Origin of the sequence: Olleya sp. Ti.3.14, from assembly GCF_038154885.1 — a bacterium.
Lineage (GTDB): Bacteria > Bacteroidota > Bacteroidia > Flavobacteriales > Flavobacteriaceae > Olleya.
Window position 1 is genome coordinate 65,082 of the sequence record NZ_JBAKAO010000006.1, and the last position, 19,000, is coordinate 84,081.

The following is a 19,000-nucleotide window of genomic DNA, read 5'->3' on the forward strand; positions in this document are numbered from 1 at the left end:
GAGATTATAGTTAAAAGATTTGTAATTTTATTAAAGACATAATTTATTATACCATGGATGCGCTTACATAAACTATTATTTTATTTTTTTTTAATCTTTACTTTTTGTGTTAATGCGCAAAGTAACTACAAGTTAATAGATAAAATTAAATCTCAAAAAATAGAGTTTGAGTTAATTAATAATATAATTCTTATTCCTGTAGAGGTTAACGGTATTACTTTAAAATTTCTGCTTGATACAGGTGTTAGCAAACCAATTCTTTTCAATTTTATAAAAGGTTCAGACTCGTTAAAAATTTTAAATTCAGAAAAAATTAAAATTAAGGGACTTGGAGATGGAGACTACATTGACGCTTTAAGATCTAGTCATAATACTTTTAAAATTGGAGACGTAATAAATACTGATCAAACATTGTTTGCAGTATTTGATTCCAGAATTAATTTGGCTCCTAAGTTAGGTACACCAATAGATGGTATTATTGGCTATGATTTGTTTAAGGATTTTGTTGTGGAGGTTAATTATTCTGGTAGATATATTAGGTTACACAATCCTGAACATTATAAGTATAAAAGGTGCAATAGATGTGAAGTTTTAGATTTAGAATTTAAAGATAATAGGCCTTACTTAAATACTAACGTAACTATTAAAGATAAATTAGTTCCAGTAAAACTACTTATGGATTCTGGAGGTAGTGATGCCTTGTGGTTATTTGAGGATAAAGATAAAGGCTTGCAGCATAGCGATAAATATTTTGAAGATTTTTTAGGTTCTGGACTTAGTGGAGACGTTTTTGGTAAAAGAACTAAAATAGAAGCGCTAAACTTAAATCGTTTTACTATTAAATATCCTAAAGTAGCTTTTCCTGATTCTGTAACTGTAAAGGCAGTTAAAAAATTTAAAGATAGAGATGGGACTATTGGTGGCGAAATTTTAAAACGCTTCAACTTAATAGTTGATTATTCAAACGCTAAAATTACTTTCAAGAAAAACAGTACTTTTCATGATGCGTTTAGCTATAATAAAAGTGGTTTGCAAGTAGAGCACGATGGTGTAAGAGTGGTTATGGAGATTAATGTTGAAGAAAACAGTGCTCATATTAGAAGTGAACAGTCCAATTCCATTGCAGTTAATAGTGTAGTAAAGACAAATCGTAATTTTTCATTAAAACCAACATTTATAGTGCATAATGTTGTCAAAAACTCTCCTGCTTATTGGGCTGGAGTCCAAAAAGGTGATGTTATTTTAACAATAAATAATAAAATTACTTTTGATTTAACACTAGATCGTATTGTTAATCACTTTTATAAAAAATCAGGTACTCAAATTAAATTGTTAGTTAATAGAAATGGTCACGAAAAAGAAATTAAATTTAGATTAAAATCGCCCATAGAGTAGACCATAAAAAAGCCGAAACATATGTTTCGGCTTTTAAAATATGATTTAAATAGAGAGTTTATTGCTCCATTACGCTTTTTCCTTTTTTCTCTAAAACACTAGTTTTAGAAGGATCAATAACTTCTCCTTTTATTTTTAAAGATACTGTTGGTGTGTCAGCATTAGATAAAACAGTAATTGTTTTTCTAATAGGCATAACTCTGTTAGTATCATATTTTACTTCAATTTCTCCAGTTTGTCCAGGCATTACTGGCGCTTCTGGTTTTTTAGGTACAGTACATCCACAGCTAGAGCTAACTTTAGATACAATTAAAGGTGCATTACCAGTGTTTGTAAACTCAAAAGTTCTTACACCATTATCTCCTCTGTTAATAGTTCCGTAGTCTATAGTCGTATCTTTAAACTCTATTTTTGCTACTTTGTCCTGAGCATTCATCGATAAACTAATAAGTCCGATAAATAATATTGTAAATAATTTTTTCATTGTATTTTGATTTTATTGGTTTGTAAATCTAATTACTTTTTATTCCTTTTGCAAAGTTATTAGATGTAATGCATACTTGCAAATACTTATAACATATTTAACTATACATTATTCATCGTTATAATTTCACAAAAACAGAAATATAAGTACTTTTGTAAGATATATTTCAAAAACTATTCCAAAGTATGCAAATTCCATCAAAATATAATGCTATTGAAGCAGAAAATAAGTGGTATGACTACTGGATGAAAAATAATTATTTTCATTCAGAACCAGACGACAGAGAGCCTTACACAATTGTAATACCTCCTCCAAACGTAACAGGAGTCTTACATATGGGACACATGCTTAACAATACTATTCAGGATGTTTTGATACGTCGTGCACGCCTGCAAGGTAAAAATGCGTGTTGGGTTCCTGGTACAGATCACGCGTCAATTGCTACTGAAGCTAAAGTTGTTGCCAAATTAAAAGAGCAAGGTATTGACAAAAATGACCTGACAAGGGACCAGTTTTTGGCACATGCTTGGGAATGGACAGAAGAATATGGAGGCGTAATCCTTGAACAACTTAAAAAATTAGGATGTTCTTGCGATTGGGATCGTACCAAGTTTACAATGGATGATGATATGTCTGAAGCTGTAATTAAAGTGTTTGTGGACCTACATGACAAAGGATTAATATACAGAGGTTACCGTATGGTAAACTGGGATCCTGAAGCAAAAACTACGCTATCTGACGAGGAGGTTATCCATGAAGAGCGTCAAGGAAACCTATATTACATAAATTACAAAATTGAAGGAAGTGACGATACATTAACTATCGCAACAACACGTCCTGAAACTATTTTTGGTGATACAGCAATTTGTATAAATCCAGAAGACGAAAGGTTTGCACACTTACGTGGAAAAAAAGCCATAGTGCCAATTTCTAATCGTGTTATTCCTATAATCGAAGATGACTATGTTGATATCGAATTTGGAACAGGGTGTTTAAAAGTAACACCTGCACATGACGAAAACGATAAGAATCTTGGAGATAAGCACAAATTAGAAGTTATTGATATCTTTCATGAAGATGCCACATTAAATAGCTTTGGATTACAATTTGAAGGTCAAGATCGTTTTGTTGCTAGAAAAAATGTAGCAAAGGAATTAGAAACAATTGGTGTTCTAGTGAAGACTGAAACGCATATGAATAAAGTCGGGACTTCAGAACGTACAAAAGCAGTTATTGAACCAAGATTAAGTGACCAATGGTTCTTAAAAATGGAAGAGTTGGTTAAGCCAGCAATCGAAGCTGTTTTAGGAGAAGATGCTGAGATTAAATTATTTCCGAAGAAATTTGAAAACACCTATCGTCATTGGTTAGAGAATATTCGTGATTGGAATATCTCACGTCAATTACTTTGGGGACAACAAATTCCTGCTTATTTTTATGGCGATGGAAAAGAAGATTTTGTAGTTGCAGAAACTATTGAATTAGCTGTTGAAAAAGCACAAAAAGTAACAGGAAGAGCAGATTTAAAGGCAATAGATTTAAAGCAAGATACTGACGCGCTAGACACTTGGTTTAGCTCTTGGTTATGGCCAATGTCTGTTTTTGATGGTATCCGTAATCCAGAAAACGAAGAAATTAAATATTACTATCCTACTAACGATTTAGTAACAGGACCAGATATTTTATTCTTTTGGGTTGCACGTATGATAATTGCAGGTTATGAGTATAAAGACCAAAAACCATTTAACAATGTATACTTAACAGGTCTAGTACGTGATAAACAACGTCGTAAGATGAGTAAGTCTCTTGGGAACTCACCAGACGCTTTAAAATTAATTGAAGAGTATAGTGCAGATGGTGTTAGAGTTGGGTTACTATTAAGTAGTGCTGCAGGAAACGATTTAATGTTTGATGAAACTTTATGCCAACAAGGAAAAGGGTTTGGAAACAAAGTTTGGAACGCCTTTAATTTAACTAATTTATGGGAGGTTAATGATACAATAGCGCAACCTGACTCAAGTAAAATTGCTTTAGATTGGTACCAGTCTAAGTTTAGTGATGCTTTATTAGAAATTGAAGATCACTTTAGTAAATACCGTTTAAGTGATGCTTTAATGGCTATTTATAAGCTAGTATATGACGATTTTTGTGGATGGTTACTAGAGATTGTAAAACCAGCATATCAACAACCAATTGATGCAACTACATATAATAAAGTGATGGCTATTTTTGAGGATAACTTAAAAATATTGCATCCATTTATGCCTTTCTTAACCGAAGAAATTTGGCAGTATATTGCTGAAAGAACTCCAGAAGAAGCGCTAATTGTTGCAAAATGGCCTGAAGCTAAACCAGTAAACAAGGAGTTAATTGCACAATTTGAATTTGCTTCAGAGGTTATTTCTGGAATTAGAACCGTTAGAAAAGAAAAGAACATCGCTTTTAAAGATGCGATTGGTTTTTCAGTTATAAATAATGAAAACTCAAATACAGCGTTTGATACTGTAATTGCAAAATTAGGTAATTTAGAAGCTATCGATTATGTAAAAGAGCCTGTTGAAGGCGCATTAACCTTTAGAGTAAAATCTAACGAGTACTTTATTCCAATGGATGGTGCAATAGATGTAGAAGCAGAGATTGTTAAGTTAACTGAAGAGTTAAAGTATACAGAAGGTTTTCTTAAGTCTGTACAAAAAAAGCTGTCTAACGAGCGTTTTGTAGCTGGTGCACCAGAGCAAGTAATTGCTAATGAGCGTAACAAAGAAGCAGATGCTTTAGCTAAAATAGAAACATTAAAAAGTAGCTTGGCTAGTTTAAAGTAGTAGTTTAAAATTATATTTATATGTAAAAAGCCTTTCCGTTTGGGAAGGCTTTTTTGTTTATTATTGTTTGTTAATTTTTTGAATAATTCACAATTAAAACTTAAAATTTAACATTTCTTTTTATTAAAAGGTCTTGTTTTGTTAATTTATTTAAATTAATGTTAATTTAATCTTCATTTTTATGTTTATTTTATAATTTTTTGTGATTTAGTGTATGGAAAGTCTAATATCTTTGAATTAAACCAAAAATATTATTATGACAAATTTAAAAAATGTAATCGGATTAACCGTAATAACAGGACTTCTAGTCACGTCTTGTATGGATGATAAAAAAAATAATCAATCAGATATTACGGATTCAGAAACTAATCAAGAAGTGACATTAGAAGCTAATTCAAATGCAATGTATTCAAATTCGGATAAATTGGTAGCTAATAATAAAAATAGGTCTGATGGTAATACAGCAACAACCAAGACAGGTAATGTTGTCACTAGATCTGTAAACACTAAAGTAAACGCTATGCAGATTAGTGGATGGGATGGCTTTAATAAGCTTTCCATTGAAATGAAAAAAATTGAAGGTGCAGATTTTAATACTAAATCTGCTGCGATACCTAATATGGGATCTATAATTGCGTCACTTCAAAGTACAAGACCAGATTGGATGAAAACAGAAGAAATCACTGAAGATATTGAAGACGTTCAAAAGGAATATAACGAATATATTAAGGAACAAAACGGAAAGGAAAAACGTAATGTCAGAAATTTAGAAGAGTTAAATGAAGCTTATGATGATTTAGTTGAAGAGATTAATGAAACCTTTGATAAATATGTCAAAATTAATCGTAAAGCTAATGAAGAATATAAAGAAGAGATTATGGATGATGGTGATGTAGATGATGCTAGAGAAGAATATAATGAAGAAATAAAAAAGCTAAATAAAGTCGCTGACGATAAATAAATTTAGTCTATTTGTTTGTACATAAAAAGCTACGTTTTAACGTAGCTTTTTTCTTTTAACATATTGGAAGTGTGGTTAAAACCTCAGTCATCGATGTAATAGACGCTTTATCGAAATGTATGTTAAACATAGTCTTAAATGCTTTTAACGGTTTTCTTGTTTTTATACTTTAGCAGTCCCTAAATATTAATAGCATGTTTCAAAGTCCTTTTAAAGTAGTAATGCTTGTAGCATTATTTTTACCCATTTATTTGTTTTCTCAAACAGGTCCAGGAGGTGTTGGTAATTCAACAACTCAAGTGTTATGGTTAAAACCAGATGGTTTTTCTTTAGCAGATGGAACAGTTTTAGAAACTTGGGATGACGCCTCAGGAAATGCAAACTCATTGTCACAACCTGATCCAGCTTTTAGACCAATTGTAAAAACTAATGTTGTAAATGGTTATGATGTTGTTAGATTCGAAACAGGAAATAGACGTTTAAGAAAAACTAACTTCACAGACTTTCCCTCTACACAAATTACTACGTTCTATATTAATAAAACCACAGATTCAAGTGATGGTATTTTGTCTTACAATTCAGCGGGACGTGATAATGATTATTTATTATTTAATAGTGGTAATTTACAGTACTATCGTGCAAACAACACAGGTTTAAGTATTGATGCTAATGATGGTGCTTGGCACATGGTGGACATGAGTTGGATAAATACAGGTTTAGGATTAACTTCATATTTAGATGGGGTTTTAAAAACAACGACCAGTCATAATAATGGTACAAGTATAACTCCAGGTGGTAGTTTATCATTAGCTGGAGAGCAAGATGCTGTCGATGCTAATTATGCAGAAGGTCAATCTCATCAAGGTGATTTTACAGAGGTTATTATTTTTAATCAAGTTATTAATTCTGCTGAAAGAGTTATTATTCAAAACTACCTAACAGCAAAATATGGTTTAGCTTTAAGTAGTACTGTAGATTTTTATATTCAAGATAACGCTGTAAATGGAAACTTTGATTTTAATGTAGCAGGAATAGGACAGGCTGGCGATGGTAGTAACCATACGGATTCTAGAGGAACAGGAATAGTTAGAATTAATACGCCTTCAGCTTTGTCAAATAACGAATATTTATTTTGGGGAGAAGAGATTAAAGATCAAACTTACGCTCTAGTAACAGAAACGACTACCTATACAAAACAATTAAACTCTAAATGGCGTGTTAGTAAGGTAGGTGACTTAGGTTCAGTTTCAGTGTCATTTGATATTTCAAGTATAGCAAGTGCTATAACATGTAATACATTACAATTAGTGGTGGATAATGATAGTAATTTTGGAAGTCCTACAACTTATAATTTATCAGTTTCCGGTAACGCAGCAACAGCAGCAGGCGTGTCTTTTTCGGATGGAGATTATTTTACTATTAAATATGTAGATGAAATCGTTTGGGATGGCTCAACTTACTATAATGGTTCAGGAGCATCTAATGCACCTAACAATACAGATTCATGTTTTAAATTAGTTGTAAAGTCAGGTAGCACAGCCTTTTTGACAGCAGACGCTTTTGTAAAAGAGGTTGAGGTACAATCAGGAGCTACATTACAAGTTGAAGATGGTGTCTTATTAGAAGTTGAAAACGGTATTGTTAATCAAGGAACAATTGAGTTGATTGGTGATGCTCAGCTAATACAAAATCATACAGGTACAAGCTTAAACTCTGGTTCTGGTGAATTAAAAATTAGACAGCAAGGAACTTATAATTTGTATAATTACAATTATTGGAGTGCTCCTGTTAATAGAGGTGGTAGTTGGCAAGTAAGCTTTTTAGAAACCGAAACAGGTCCTGTAGGTTTTACATCAGGTTATGATGCTAATCCATTAGCTTCTCCGGGAGAAATTAGTAGTTATTGGTTGCATACTTTTAATAATTTAATTGATAATTATTATGGATGGAATCACATTTCAACTACCACACCTCTTAGCCCAACAACAGGTTATATCATGAAAGGTTCTGGTAATGTGTCACCATCTCCATTCCCATCTGTGGATCAAAATTATGTATTTAGAGGGACAGCTAATGATGGTGATTACAATGTGCCAGCAATAGGAGGAAATCAAATTTTAATAGGAAACCCATATCCATCTGCAATGGATGCTGACCAGTTTATTAATGATAATTTATCTGTAATAGATGGTACGCTTTATTTCTATGAGCATTTTGAATCTAATAATTCGCATATTTTAGCTAATTATAAAGGTGGTTATGCAACTTATAATTTATTAACGTCTATAGGTAGTCCTGCTCCTCCAACAAATGGAGGTACAACAACTAAAGGTGCTCCAACAAGTAATGTAGCTGTAGCACAAGGCTTTTTTGTAAAGATTGCCAATTCAGGAACGATTACTTTTAATAATAATCAGCGTGTTTTTGCTAAAGAGTCTGCAGGTGAAACTACTTTTTTTAGATCTGCTCAGGCAGCTTTAGCGGATAACCGTATTAAGTTTTGGCTTAAGTTTAAAGATAATAATGATAACGAGTCTACTATTGCTTTAGGTTATGATACTAATGCTAGTACAGATTTTGATAAAGGTTACGATAGTAAAATGTTTAACGATTTACCAAATGACTTATATTGGGTTATTCCTGATCAAAGATTAAGTATTCAAGGTCTAAATACTTTTGATGTTTCAGATGAGATTCCTTTAGGAATTGATATTTCAAATTCAGGTAATTTTACTTTTGAAATTAGTGAAACTTTGAACTTTCCAACAAATCAGAAAATCTATTTAAAAGATAATCAAACTAATACGTTATACGATATTAAATCTAATCCTGTAACATTAAATTTAGTGTCAGGTGTTGATGAGTCTAGATTCTCTATTGTATATCAATCATCAGAAACTTTATCTACCGAAGATTTTATAACCACACAGTCTTTAGTTTACTTTGATAGTTCTAAAAAAGCTTTAGTATTTAAAGATATTGAAAACCTGAATAGTATTAAAAATATAAATGTATTTAACCTATTAGGTCAAAATGTTAAAACTATAAATTCTATTGAATCTCAGGAAGTTGATTTGTCTAATATAAACTCAGGAGTATATATTGCTAAAATCACAAAGGCTAATGGACAGTTGGTTAATCTTAAATTTATTAAACGTTAATGTCTAATAAAACTAAGTATTCTATATTAACAGCTTTAGTAATTATAGCATCGTATGGTGTAAATAATTATTTAGATTCCAAAGATAAAATAGACACTGTAATACAAGGTACAACAGTAAAAACCAATACAAACGAGTACTTTTTACCAACAAGCACGACAGGACAAATTATACACCATAATGGTTATAGTTTAAGTTATAGCGAGCCACATGAACAAGCAGAATGGGTAGCTTACGAGTTAAAAAAATCTCATTTAAGTAATGCGGATTATAAACGTCCTTATTTTGAAGTTGATCATGCTGTAAAAACAGGTGCTGCACATTGGCGTAATTATAAAAAGTCAGGTTACGATCGTGGACACCTTTGTCCAGCAGGAGACAGAAAATATAGCCAAGAAGCACATGACGAAACTTTTTTGACTAGTAATATCGCTCCTCAAAATCACGATTTTAATGCAGGAGTTTGGAATAGATTAGAACAAAAAACACGTTATTGGGCTAGTAAGTACGATGGTGTTTTTGTAGTTACAGGAGGTGTTTTAGAAAATGGATTAAAAACAATAGGAGAGGAAGAGGTGTCTATTCCTAATCAGTTTTATAAAGTATTAATTGACAATAATAATGGAACTACCAAAGTGATTGCTTTTTTATTACCACACCTAGAGTCTGAACAACCTTTATATAAATTTGTAACCTCTGTAGATCATATAGAACAATTAACTGGTATTGATTTCTTTTCAGAATTAGATGATGCTATTGAAGATAGGCTAGAAGCATCCAGCAGTTATAAAGGATGGAGCTTTTAAAATAATTTTTGCTTTACACCTTTCCATCTTAGATCTCTAACAAACCGTCCTTCAACCTTAGTAATTAAGCGCTCAGGTTTGTTACTTGTGGCTTTTAAATACCCAACAATATAATCTTTAAAGTATCTAAAGCTTTTCTTTTTTACACTCATTTTTAAAGCAGTAATTAACGTCAGTGTAAAACCATAACGCATTTTATACATGGCTTCGCCTTGCAGGTGTTTTGCACCTTTATTGTAGCTAGCTCCTGTAGGTTTTAAATGCTTAACATGTAAACTTTTATCTAAGACAATAGACCAGTTGTTGTACTTTGCTAAAAGCTCGTCAATAGTATCCCAACCCATAGATTTTTTTAATTGTCCTATGGCTTCAAAACAATCTTTTCGGTAAGCTTTAAGTGCTCCTCTTATGTGATCTTTACCAGTAATAGATTCTAAAACCCAATCATTATTTTTTTCAATATAACAATAGCCAGCAACCATCCCAATAGATGAATCTTTATTAAAATGAAAGGCTAATGTTTCTAAATAATTTAAAGGAAAAATTAAATCGGCATCAAATTTACAAATCACATCATAATTTTTATTTGCAATCTCATAGCCTTTATAAAAGGCATTGATTATTTTAGTACCTGGCAAGTGTTGGTTTGATGAGGTAACATTAACTAAAATGATGCAATCGTGTTGTTTCTGAAAGTCTTCTACAATAGTTTTTGTGTTATCTGTGGAATTATCATTAACCACTACAATTTGCTTGGGCAGCAATGTCTGACTAACTAAAGATTGTAGTGTTAATCCAATTGATGAAGCTTCGTTATGTGCAGGAATGATTATACTGAAATTCAAGGTTTAGTAGTTAAAATTCAAAGTTAAATGATTTTAATTTAATGAAAAGATTGCTTCACTATGTTCGCAATGACTAGATTTGCTTAAGATCTTTCAGCATAAATAATATAATATCTAGGTGTAAACCATCTTAAAATAGGTCTGATTCCAATTTTTTTGGTGGGATTAGTCCATTTTTGTCTGTCAATAATTTTCCAACCTGTTTTTTCTAATAACCAATCTAATTGCCAATCTTCAAACTCGTGATAATGCCTATCCCAAGGGTCTGTTTTGCTTCGGTAAGCCGAAGAAAACCATAATTTAAGTGGCACGCTAATTACTAATTTGTCTGCTTTTATACTTTGTAAAATAGTAAAGGGGTTTAATAAATGTTCAAAAATTTCAAAAGCTGTAACGACTGTGGTTTCAGAGTTTTTGATACTTGAAACATCAAAATCTAAATCTTCACCTTTGGTGTTTTCAACATTGTAATTATTGTCTTTTAATATTTTAGTAAATGGGTTTTCTACTCCTAAGTCTAAAATTGTTTCAGATTTAGAAATATGTTTTTCTAAAAATTGATACGTTAGTTTAAAGCGTTTATGCGGAAAAGTTTGTTCGTACACAAAAAAAATGATTTAGTTTTATAATAAAATGCAGACGTTTTATTGTTTGTAAACTATAGCATTAATATTCATACCAGCACCAACACTAGCAAAAAGGATAACATCACCTTTATTAATCTCTTGGTCTTTTAGTTTACCTTTTAAAATTAAATCGTACAAAGTAGGTACTGTTGCTACGCTAGAATTACCTAAAGTATTAATACTCATTGGCATAATGCCTTCTGGCATTTTCATGTCGTGTAGCTTGTAAAAACGTTTTACGATAGCTTCGTCCATTTTTTCATTAGCTTGATGTATCAATATTTTTTTAACATCATTTATGTTGTAGCCACTTTTTTCTAAACATGATTTTAAAGCTAAAGGCACGTTAGTTAAAGCGAATTCGTAAATTTTACGACCATACATTTTAATGTATCTACGTTGACTAGTAGATTCTAAATTATTAGTTTCTCCAAAAAAGATAAAATGAGCTTCATCTAACGCATAAGTAGCAGACTCGTGTGCAATAATTCCGCTATCGTCATTGGTTTCTTCGACAATTACAGCTCCAGAGCCATCACTATAAATCATGGAGTCTCTGTCATGTTTATCTACAACGCGAGATAATGTTTCCGTACCAATAACTAAACAGCGTTTTGCTATTCCTGATTTAATAAAAGCATTGGCTTGTATGACACCTTCTATCCAACCTGGACATCCAAATAGTAGGTCGTAACCCACACATTTAGGGTTTTTAATTTGTAATAAATGTTTTACGCGTGAGGCTATACTAGGGACAGTGTCACTTTGTTCTGTATTGTGTTTTATGTCACCATAATTGTGGGCAACAATAATATAGTCTAAAGTTTCTTTGTCGATTTTAGCATCAGCAATTGCTTTTTCGGCTGCATAAAATGCAATGTCAGAGTTTAATAATTCTGATTTTATGTAGCGTCTTTCTTCAATACCAGTAATGGCTTTGAATTTATCTACGATAACCTCATTTGTGCTATTTATTTTAGAACCATCAGCATTTAAAAACTCATGATTATAAAAATCTTCATTTTTTTCAATAGTACTTGGAATGTAACTTCCTGTTCCAATAATCTTAATATTCATAAAAAAAGGATTGCCTTTAATTGTTTAACTGCTAAGATAAGCAGTTAAAAACTAAAGGCAATTTTATTGGTTAATTATTTACGATGTTCAACGTTTAGTTAGCATCCATATAAGCTTCAATTGGAGCACAAGTACATATTAAATTTCGGTCTCCATAAGCATCGTCCACACGACGTACAGAAGGCCAAAACTTGTTGTCTACCACGTAATCCAATGGATAAGCAGCTTTCTGACGAGTGTATGGTAATAACCATTCGTCACTTGTTAACATAGCTAATGTATGAGGTGCATTTTTTAAAGGATTATTATCGTCATCCTTAGTTGCAGCATCAATTTCTTTTCTAATAGAAATCATAGCGTCACAAAAACGATCCATTTCTGCTTTACTTTCACTTTCTGTAGGTTCAATCATCATAGTTCCTGCAACCGGAAAAGATACAGTTGGAGCATGAAAACCATAGTCCATTAAACGTTTTGCAATATCGACAACTTCAATACCATGCTCTTTAAATGGACGACAATCTATAATCATCTCATGTGCAGCACGACCTTGTTCTCCAGAGTATAAAGTTTCAAAAGCACCTTGTAGTCTGTGTTTGATATAATTGGCGTTAAGTATAGCTATTTCGGTTGATTTTTTCAATCCTTCAGCACCTAACATTTTTATGTAACCATAAGATATTAAACATGCTAAAGCAGATCCAAAAGGAGCAGCAGAGATAGCAGTTATTGCTTGGTCACCACCAGTTTTTATAATAGGATTACCAGGTAAAAATGGCACTAATTGTTTAGCAACACAAATTGGTCCAACACCAGGTCCACCACCACCATGAGGAATAGCGAAGGTTTTGTGTAAGTTTAAGTGACAAACGTCTGCGCCAATATTTCCAGGATTAGTTAATCCAACTTGAGCATTCATGTTGGCTCCATCCATATAGACTTGACCACCATTATCGTGTATTAATTTTGTGATAGCTTTAATTCCAGACTCATAAACACCATGAGTAGATGGGTAAGTTACCATTAAAGCAGCTAGATTGTCTTTATGTAATTCTGCTTTTTCGCGTAAATCATCTACATCAATATTACCATCTTCATCAGCTTTAGTAACGACAACTTTCATTCCAGCCATTACTGCACTTGCAGGATTGGTTCCGTGAGCAGAACTTGGTATTAAACAGATGTTTCTGTGATGATCGTTTCTAGATTCGTGATACGCTCTAATAACCATTAATCCAGCATACTCACCTTGAGCTCCAGAGTTAGGTTGTAAAGAGGTACCTGCAAAACCAGTGATTTCAGTTAATTGATCTTCTAATGCTTTTAGCATTTGTTGGTAACCTTCAGCTTGATTTAAAGGAACAAATGGATGGATGCTTCCCCAATTTGGAGAACTTAATGGTAACATCTCTGAAGCAGCATTAAGCTTCATTGTGCAAGATCCAAGTGAAATCATGGAGTGGTTTAAGGCTAAATCCTTACGCTCTAAACCTTTTATGTAACGCATTAATTCTGTTTCAGAATGATGCGTGTTAAATACGTCTAAAGTTAAAAACTCAGATTGACGTTGTATGCTGTTTTGTATATTGTTTGCTTCTGTAAAACTATCGATTGTTGTAGTCGGCTTTGTTTCCGCTTCAGCGAAAATTGTTATAATTTGATTGATATCTTTAACAGAAGTTGTCTCGTTGATTGAGATTGTAACCGTATTGTCATTAGGATAATAGAAGTTAACCTCGTGCTTTTCTGCAATTGTTTTTACAGCTGAAGCGTTAGCTTTAACTTGAAGTGTATCAAAAAATGAAGTATTTAATTGCTCAATACCCATTTTAGTTAAGGCATTGGCTAATGTTGACGTTGCATTATGTACTTGATTTGCAATAAAAGTTAACCCTTTTGGTCCATGATACACAGCATACATACCAGCCATAACTGCTAATAATACTTGGGCTGTACAAATGTTAGAGGTTGCTTTGTCACGTTTAATGTGTTGCTCTCTGGTTTGTAAAGCCATACGTAAAGCTCTGTTACCATTTGCATCTTTGGTTACACCAATAATACGTCCAGGAATATCACGTTTGTAAGCCTCTTTTGTAGCAAAATAAGCTGCATGTGGTCCTCCATAACCCATTGGGATACCAAAGCGTTGTGTAGTACCAACGACAACATCTGCACCAAATTTACCAGGAGCTTCTAATTTTACTAAGCTTAAAATGTCTGCAGCAACTGCTACTTTAATGTTATTTGCGTTAGCTTTTTCTATAAAGGTTTTGATGTCTGTAATTTGTCCATCTTTACCTGGATACTGTAGTATTGCTCCAAAAAAGTCTGTAGAAAAATCAAACGTAGTTTCATCACCTATTACTAACTCTACACCAATTGGAGTAGCACGTGTTTGTAATAAAGATAGGGTTTGAGGTAAAATAGTATCGCTAACAAAAAATTTAGAAACACCAGCTTTTTTTTGATCACGTTTTCTAACAGCAAATAGTAAGCTCATTGCTTCTGCAGCAGCAGTACTTTCGTCTAATAAAGACGCATTTGCTAACTCCATTCCAGTTAGGTCAGTAACCATAGTTTGGAAATTTAGTAATGCTTCTAGACGACCTTGAGCAATCTCGGCTTGGTAAGGCGTGTAAGCAGTATACCAACCTGGATTTTCTAGTATGTTACGTTGTATAACAGCAGGTAGAATAGTTGGATGGTATCCTAAACCAATATAGGTTTTGTAAGTTTTGTTAAGTTTAGACAGGTTATTGATATGATTTGAATACTCATATTCTGTCATAGCTTCATCTAGCTGTAAGTCTTTTTCAAGACGAATTGGAGCAGGAACAGTCTCAGATATTAATTGTTCAATGGTATCTGCGTTTACTGTTTGAAGCATTAGTTTTTGATCATTTTCTCTTGGACCAATGTGACGTAATGCGAATGCGTTTGTGTTCATTTGTGTTGTGTTGTTATTAACCTTTTTTACAAGGTTTGAGAAAAAATATAGTTGTTTTTTAATGTTTGCAAAATTAACGAAAACTAATAGTAAAATTTTGTTAAAAATTGAAAGTTTTCAACTAATCGGCTGCTTTATTAACAGATTAATTATTTTTGTCTAATGAAGGTCCTAAAACAGCTTTTAGATTTTTACATAAATAGTAGCATTCATGTTGCTTTAGCAGTCTATGCGTTAAGTTGGATTACTTTAAAAAAGTTGAACATAAATTATGACGCTACCATCCTTTATTTTAATTTTTTTGCCACTATAACTGGTTATAATTTTGTAAAATATTTTGGTATTGCTAAATGGCACCATCGTAGTTTGGCTAATTGGTTAAAAGTTATACAACTGTTCTCTTTTATATGCTTTAGTTTGATGTTGTATTTTGGGTTGCAATTAAAACAAAACACTGTCTTGTTAATTTTAGGTTTTGGTGTTGTTACATTTTTATACGCCATACCTATTTTACCAAAAAAATGGTATTTAGATACGCAACAAAACTTAAGAGATATAAGTGGTTTAAAAGTGTATGTTATTGCTTTGGTCTGGAGTGGTGTTACGGTAGTCTTACCACTATTAGATAGCAATGGAGTATTTAATCAAGATGCTATTATTACAATAATCCAAAATTTTATTCTAGTTATTGCATTAATGTTGTCTTTTGAGATTAGAGATTTAAACTATGACAGCTTAAAATTAGCGACTATACCACAAAAAATAGGTGTAAAAAATACTAAACGGTTAGGTTATGTGTTAGTACTACTGTTTTATTTTGTAGAATATTTTAAAGATAATATTGATGCAACTGGATTGTTGTTTCAGTGTGTGATAAGTATAATATTGTGTGTATTTATCTATTTTGCTAATGAAGATAGAAATGCATATTATACATCGTTTTGGGTAGAAGCCTTACCCATATTTTGGATGTTACTTATGCTTCTGTAATTCTTTGTCAAAAGAAGATTTAAGCTCTTTTTTTTCAGAAGATGTTAAATGTTCACCTTTTAAATTATTAATTAAATTAGTAAGCTTAGTATTGTTTTTAGAGTGCTGTCTACAAACTACACACATAAATGTGTGAAATTTAAACTTCACTTTTTCTAAAATAGTAGCTTCGTGATACTGAGCTTTATCGCAGATATGTCCTGATTCCTCACAAGAAATCATAAATTTTTTCATAAACATAATTAAAACCAATTTTTTTCTAAACAACCTGCCATAGCAGTTCTTGCTCTGTGGATTATTACCCAAAGATTAGACGCAGTTATTTCTAATTCATTACAAATTGTTTCGGTTTCATAATTTAAAATGGTTTTCATTTCAAATATTTGAGCTTGTTTTTTTGGTAATTTAGACAGGCAATCATCAATTGCGCTGGCTAATTCAGTATTTTCTATTTGGTCTTCTGCAGTTTTATCAAAAGGATCTGCAACGCGTTCTTCTAACCAATCGCCTTCTGTTTCGCTATCAGAATTGTAAGACATTCTAACTTCAGCTTTACCTTTATTAGAATTTGATTTACGGTAATGGTCAATAACTTTTCTTTTTAAAATAGATACTAGCCAAGTACGCTCACTAGCTTCTCCTTTAAAGTTTTTCATGCTTTTTAGACCAGCTAGAAAAGTGTCAGAAACTAAGTCTTGCGCTATTGCTCTGTCATTTACACGTGTAATAGTGTAATTAAAGAGGTAGTCGCTGTATAAATCTATCCATTTATTAGGATTAATTGTGTGATCTGACATGTTTAAGATTTCTTTTTCGGGCTAAAAATACTAAAATTACAATTAAGTAATTACGTTTTTTTACATCTAAATAATGGAATACCTAAAACTTTGATATGTAAACTGGATAGCAAAGGGTTGAAAGAACCGATATAATAGTTTGTTTAAAAAGGTGAGGAATAGTCAAAATGAATAATATTAGCTTTACTCCAAAACATGTATTCTTCTTTTGTCTAATTTTAAAAATCTACTATTCTAACTTATTTTGCTATGCATTTTTGGTCGTGCTAAAAGAGATAGTTTTATTATAATTGCCTTTTAAATTTTAAAATGTATTGACTATTCTGTGGTACTATATTTTGAAATAAAATGTGTTATTGCTAAATGAAATCCAGCCAATATGATAGCCATTAGTGACCAAATAAAAAAGATTAGTAATTGATTTAATACTATTAATTTGATGAAAATTAGTGCAATTACGACGCTAAGCAAATAGATAAAGCTTGATATTTTAATTGACTTAGGTAGTTGTTTAAAATTAATTCCAATTTTTACACTTATAATAATTTGAATAATGCCTAATATGGGTAATGCTATTATTGCTCCATAAATAGTAAAGCTTATCAAAACACAAATTATAAACGCCCAACTATTAATAGTATATAGATTTTTCATTGCAATTAGTTTATAATTGTCTGGAGGTTTAACATAAATAGCCACGTATAAATTATTGCAAAGCTTACAAATAGTGTGTTCATGAAATAACTTCCTGTTTTAAAAATTATTTTCTGCGGAATCTGATACATAGGGTAATATGCAATTTGAGTGGCCACTTTACCTACCCAATACATGCCTATTAAAGTGGTTAGTGCTAAAGCTAAATGACTTCCGTTTTTTAAATCTGTAGGTATTAGTATTGCAATCAATCCAAAACAAAAATTTAAACCTTGTATATAACGACCATATGTTTTTGCTATTTCTTGATTTAAAGGTTTAAGTTGTTTAACATCATTGTACCAATCAAATACTTGGTGTCTTATATATGGATATATTAAAGCTGTAAATATCTGACCACATCCTCCAAGTATTATTAGCCAATTAGGAATTTGATATTTCATAGTTCAGTTTTTTTTAGATAATTTAATATCCATGTAAAATAATATGCAAGACTCATTGGAATTATGATTATAAGTAAAACAACTAGGAATAATCCATTTAAATCTTTAACGATTAACCAACCTAAACCATAACACAGTGTTAATATCCAATACAATGTAATATGCTTTTGTTGTTTGTTATTATACTGTTTCCACAGAAAAAGGATACCTAACGCACTTATTAATTGAACAGCACCAAGTAATATTTGAGCATATAATCCTAGATAAAAGGTTAAATATAAAATGGTAGTAGCAATGACTAGAAATTTGTTGATGTTAAATACTGTTTTCATAGTTATTAAGTGTTTAAAACTTTCAATAATTATTGAAAGTTAGTTTTAAATTTTTTTATTTAAATAGTTTAAGTAAAGATTTAGTAATCCAGTTTTGTTTTTGATTTACTAATTTATTTATCATCACGTCCATAGTTTCTGTTAACTCGTGAAGTGCTTTTGTCTGTTTGATTAGCTCTTTAGTTTTTGCAGTGCCATCATCTTTAATGCTTGAAACTTCATCTAAAACTTTGACTACAGGTTTAATTTCTCTTCTACTACGTTCCACAGCAACAATCCTAGCTAATTCTTGTACATCTTTTTCAGTAGTAAAAAACTCTTTACGTTCTCCAGCCACTAATGTTTTGGTTACAATTCCCCAATCCATCAATTGTCTTAAATTCATACTAGTATTTCCTCTAGAGATTTTAAGATCTTCCATAATCTCTTCCATAGATAATGGTTTGGTAGAAATAAAAAGAAGCGCTTGTATTTGCGCCATTGCTTTATTTATTCCCCAAAGAGAGCCTAAACTTCCCCATGTGCTAATAAACTTATCTTTTGCTTCTTGATATTCCATGACACAAATATATTAATAATTTTTAAACTTTCAGTAATTATTGAAAGTTTATTATTTAAACAAAAAAAAGCCATTCTTAAACGTAGTCAAGAATGGCAGAT

At 31.6% G+C, this 19,000-nt stretch carries 17 protein-coding genes; 6 read left to right on the plus strand and 11 right to left on the minus strand.

Going from position 1 to position 19,000, the window contains the following annotated elements; all coding sequences use genetic code 11:
• The first annotated feature begins 57 nt into the window (after positions 1-57).
• The gene (locus V6251_RS09730; protein WP_341588068.1) at positions 58-1,395 is read left to right on the plus strand and encodes an aspartyl protease family protein; all 1,338 of its coding nucleotides are present in this window, start codon (positions 58-60) and stop codon (positions 1,393-1,395) included.
• Positions 1,396-1,453: 58 nt separating this feature from the next.
• Here V6251_RS09730 and V6251_RS09735 read toward each other — a convergent pair whose 3' ends face one another.
• Complete coding sequence (locus V6251_RS09735) at positions 1,454-1,879, minus strand: DUF1573 domain-containing protein (protein ID WP_341588069.1); 426 nt, start codon at positions 1,877-1,879, stop codon at positions 1,454-1,456.
• A 185-nt stretch (positions 1,880-2,064) separates the two neighbouring features.
• Between V6251_RS09735 and V6251_RS09740 the strand changes: the two genes are divergently transcribed.
• The 4 genes from V6251_RS09740 to V6251_RS09755 all read left to right on the plus strand — a co-directional run bounded on the left by V6251_RS09740 (position 2,065) and on the right by V6251_RS09755 (position 9,629).
• Complete coding sequence (locus tag V6251_RS09740; protein WP_341588070.1) at positions 2,065-4,701, plus strand: valine--tRNA ligase; 2,637 nt, start codon at positions 2,065-2,067, stop codon at positions 4,699-4,701.
• A 256-nt stretch (positions 4,702-4,957) separates the two neighbouring features.
• Positions 4,958-5,662 carry a hypothetical protein gene (locus V6251_RS09745; protein WP_341588071.1) on the plus strand — a complete coding sequence of 235 codons (705 nt, stop codon included), beginning with the start codon at positions 4,958-4,960 and terminating at the stop codon, positions 5,660-5,662.
• 194 nt (positions 5,663-5,856) lie between these two features.
• Positions 5,857-8,823, plus strand: a complete 2,967-nt coding sequence (locus V6251_RS09750; RefSeq protein ID WP_341588072.1) for a T9SS type A sorting domain-containing protein — start codon at positions 5,857-5,859, stop codon at positions 8,821-8,823.
• Positions 8,823-9,629 (plus strand): DNA/RNA non-specific endonuclease, encoded by an 807-nt coding sequence (locus tag V6251_RS09755; protein ID WP_341588073.1) that lies wholly within the window; start codon positions 8,823-8,825, stop codon positions 9,627-9,629. The genes V6251_RS09750 and V6251_RS09755 overlap by 1 nt, the downstream gene beginning before the upstream one ends.
• Here the strand turns inward: V6251_RS09755 and V6251_RS09760 are convergent.
• The 4 genes from V6251_RS09760 to gcvP form a co-directional block, all read right to left on the minus strand.
• Positions 9,626-10,474: a glycosyltransferase family 2 protein gene (locus V6251_RS09760; RefSeq protein WP_341588074.1), complete on the minus strand. Its 849-nt coding sequence runs from the start codon at positions 10,472-10,474 to the stop codon at positions 9,626-9,628. The two genes, V6251_RS09755 and V6251_RS09760, sit on opposite strands and share 4 nt — an antisense overlap.
• Positions 10,475-10,557: 83 nt before the next feature.
• Positions 10,558-11,079, minus strand: coding sequence for a methyltransferase (locus V6251_RS09765; RefSeq protein ID WP_341588075.1), 522 nt, complete (start codon positions 11,077-11,079; stop codon positions 10,558-10,560).
• A gap of 39 nt (positions 11,080-11,118) precedes the next feature.
• Positions 11,119-12,177 carry a 3-oxoacyl-ACP synthase III family protein gene (locus V6251_RS09770; protein WP_339808360.1) on the minus strand — a complete coding sequence of 353 codons (1,059 nt, stop codon included), beginning with the start codon at positions 12,175-12,177 and terminating at the stop codon, positions 11,119-11,121.
• Between the two features lie 94 nt (positions 12,178-12,271).
• Entirely contained in the window at positions 12,272-15,124 is a 2,853-nt protein-coding gene (gene gcvP, locus V6251_RS09775; RefSeq protein WP_341588076.1) for an aminomethyl-transferring glycine dehydrogenase, read from the minus strand.
• Positions 15,125-15,286: 162 nt separating this feature from the next.
• On the opposite strand from gcvP, the gene V6251_RS09780 reads away from it, so the two are divergent.
• Positions 15,287-16,114, plus strand: coding sequence for a hypothetical protein (locus V6251_RS09780; protein ID WP_341588077.1), 828 nt, complete (start codon positions 15,287-15,289; stop codon positions 16,112-16,114).
• On the opposite strand, the gene V6251_RS09785 is transcribed toward V6251_RS09780, so the two are convergent.
• The 6 genes from V6251_RS09785 to V6251_RS09810 form a co-directional block, all read right to left on the minus strand.
• Positions 16,097-16,348 (minus strand): glycine dehydrogenase, encoded by a 252-nt coding sequence (locus tag V6251_RS09785; RefSeq protein ID WP_341588078.1) that lies wholly within the window; start codon positions 16,346-16,348, stop codon positions 16,097-16,099. The genes V6251_RS09780 and V6251_RS09785 overlap by 18 nt on opposite strands.
• Positions 16,349-16,356: 8 nt before the next feature.
• A complete protein-coding gene (locus V6251_RS09790; RefSeq protein WP_145002810.1) occupies positions 16,357-16,911 on the minus strand; it encodes a sigma-70 family RNA polymerase sigma factor in 555 nt (184 codons plus the stop codon).
• 318 nt (positions 16,912-17,229) lie between these two features.
• On the minus strand, positions 17,230-17,565 hold the full coding sequence (locus V6251_RS09795; RefSeq protein WP_341588079.1) for a hypothetical protein: 336 nt from the start codon (positions 17,563-17,565) through the stop codon (positions 17,230-17,232).
• A gap of 5 nt (positions 17,566-17,570) precedes the next feature.
• A complete protein-coding gene (locus V6251_RS09800; protein ID WP_341588080.1) occupies positions 17,571-18,008 on the minus strand; it encodes a hypothetical protein in 438 nt (145 codons plus the stop codon).
• Positions 18,005-18,340 carry a hypothetical protein gene (locus tag V6251_RS09805; RefSeq protein ID WP_341588081.1) on the minus strand — a complete coding sequence of 112 codons (336 nt, stop codon included), beginning with the start codon at positions 18,338-18,340 and terminating at the stop codon, positions 18,005-18,007. The genes V6251_RS09800 and V6251_RS09805 overlap by 4 nt, the downstream gene beginning before the upstream one ends.
• Positions 18,341-18,395: 55 nt before the next feature.
• Positions 18,396-18,899 carry a GbsR/MarR family transcriptional regulator gene (locus tag V6251_RS09810; RefSeq protein ID WP_028283705.1) on the minus strand — a complete coding sequence of 168 codons (504 nt, stop codon included), beginning with the start codon at positions 18,897-18,899 and terminating at the stop codon, positions 18,396-18,398.
• Positions 18,900-19,000: the final 101 nt, after the last annotated feature.

Coding starts and splice junctions, on each gene's coding strand:
- V6251_RS09735 (WP_341588069.1), bottom strand. CDS start 1,879: ATGAAAAAATTATTTACAATATTATTTATCGGACTTATTAGTTTATCG.
- V6251_RS09740 (WP_341588070.1), top strand. CDS start 2,065: ATGCAAATTCCATCAAAATATAATGCTATTGAAGCAGAAAATAAGTGG.
- V6251_RS09755 (WP_341588073.1), top strand. CDS start 8,823: ATGTCTAATAAAACTAAGTATTCTATATTAACAGCTTTAGTAATTATA.
- V6251_RS09730 (WP_341588068.1), top strand. CDS start 58: ATGCGCTTACATAAACTATTATTTTATTTTTTTTTAATCTTTACTTTT.
- V6251_RS09800 (WP_341588080.1), bottom strand. CDS start 18,008: ATGAAATATCAAATTCCTAATTGGCTAATAATACTTGGAGGATGTGGT.
- V6251_RS09785 (WP_341588078.1), bottom strand. CDS start 16,348: ATGAAAAAATTTATGATTTCTTGTGAGGAATCAGGACATATCTGCGAT.
- V6251_RS09745 (WP_341588071.1), top strand. CDS start 4,958: ATGACAAATTTAAAAAATGTAATCGGATTAACCGTAATAACAGGACTT.
- V6251_RS09795 (WP_341588079.1), bottom strand. CDS start 17,565: ATGAAAAATCTATATACTATTAATAGTTGGGCGTTTATAATTTGTGTT.
- V6251_RS09770 (WP_339808360.1), bottom strand. CDS start 12,177: ATGAATATTAAGATTATTGGAACAGGAAGTTACATTCCAAGTACTATT.
- V6251_RS09810 (WP_028283705.1), bottom strand. CDS start 18,899: ATGGAATATCAAGAAGCAAAAGATAAGTTTATTAGCACATGGGGAAGT.
- V6251_RS09780 (WP_341588077.1), top strand. CDS start 15,287: ATGAAGGTCCTAAAACAGCTTTTAGATTTTTACATAAATAGTAGCATT.
- V6251_RS09790 (WP_145002810.1), bottom strand. CDS start 16,911: ATGTCAGATCACACAATTAATCCTAATAAATGGATAGATTTATACAGC.
- V6251_RS09750 (WP_341588072.1), top strand. CDS start 5,857: ATGTTTCAAAGTCCTTTTAAAGTAGTAATGCTTGTAGCATTATTTTTA.
- V6251_RS09805 (WP_341588081.1), bottom strand. CDS start 18,340: ATGAAAACAGTATTTAACATCAACAAATTTCTAGTCATTGCTACTACC.
- gcvP (WP_341588076.1), bottom strand. CDS start 15,124: ATGAACACAAACGCATTCGCATTACGTCACATTGGTCCAAGAGAAAAT.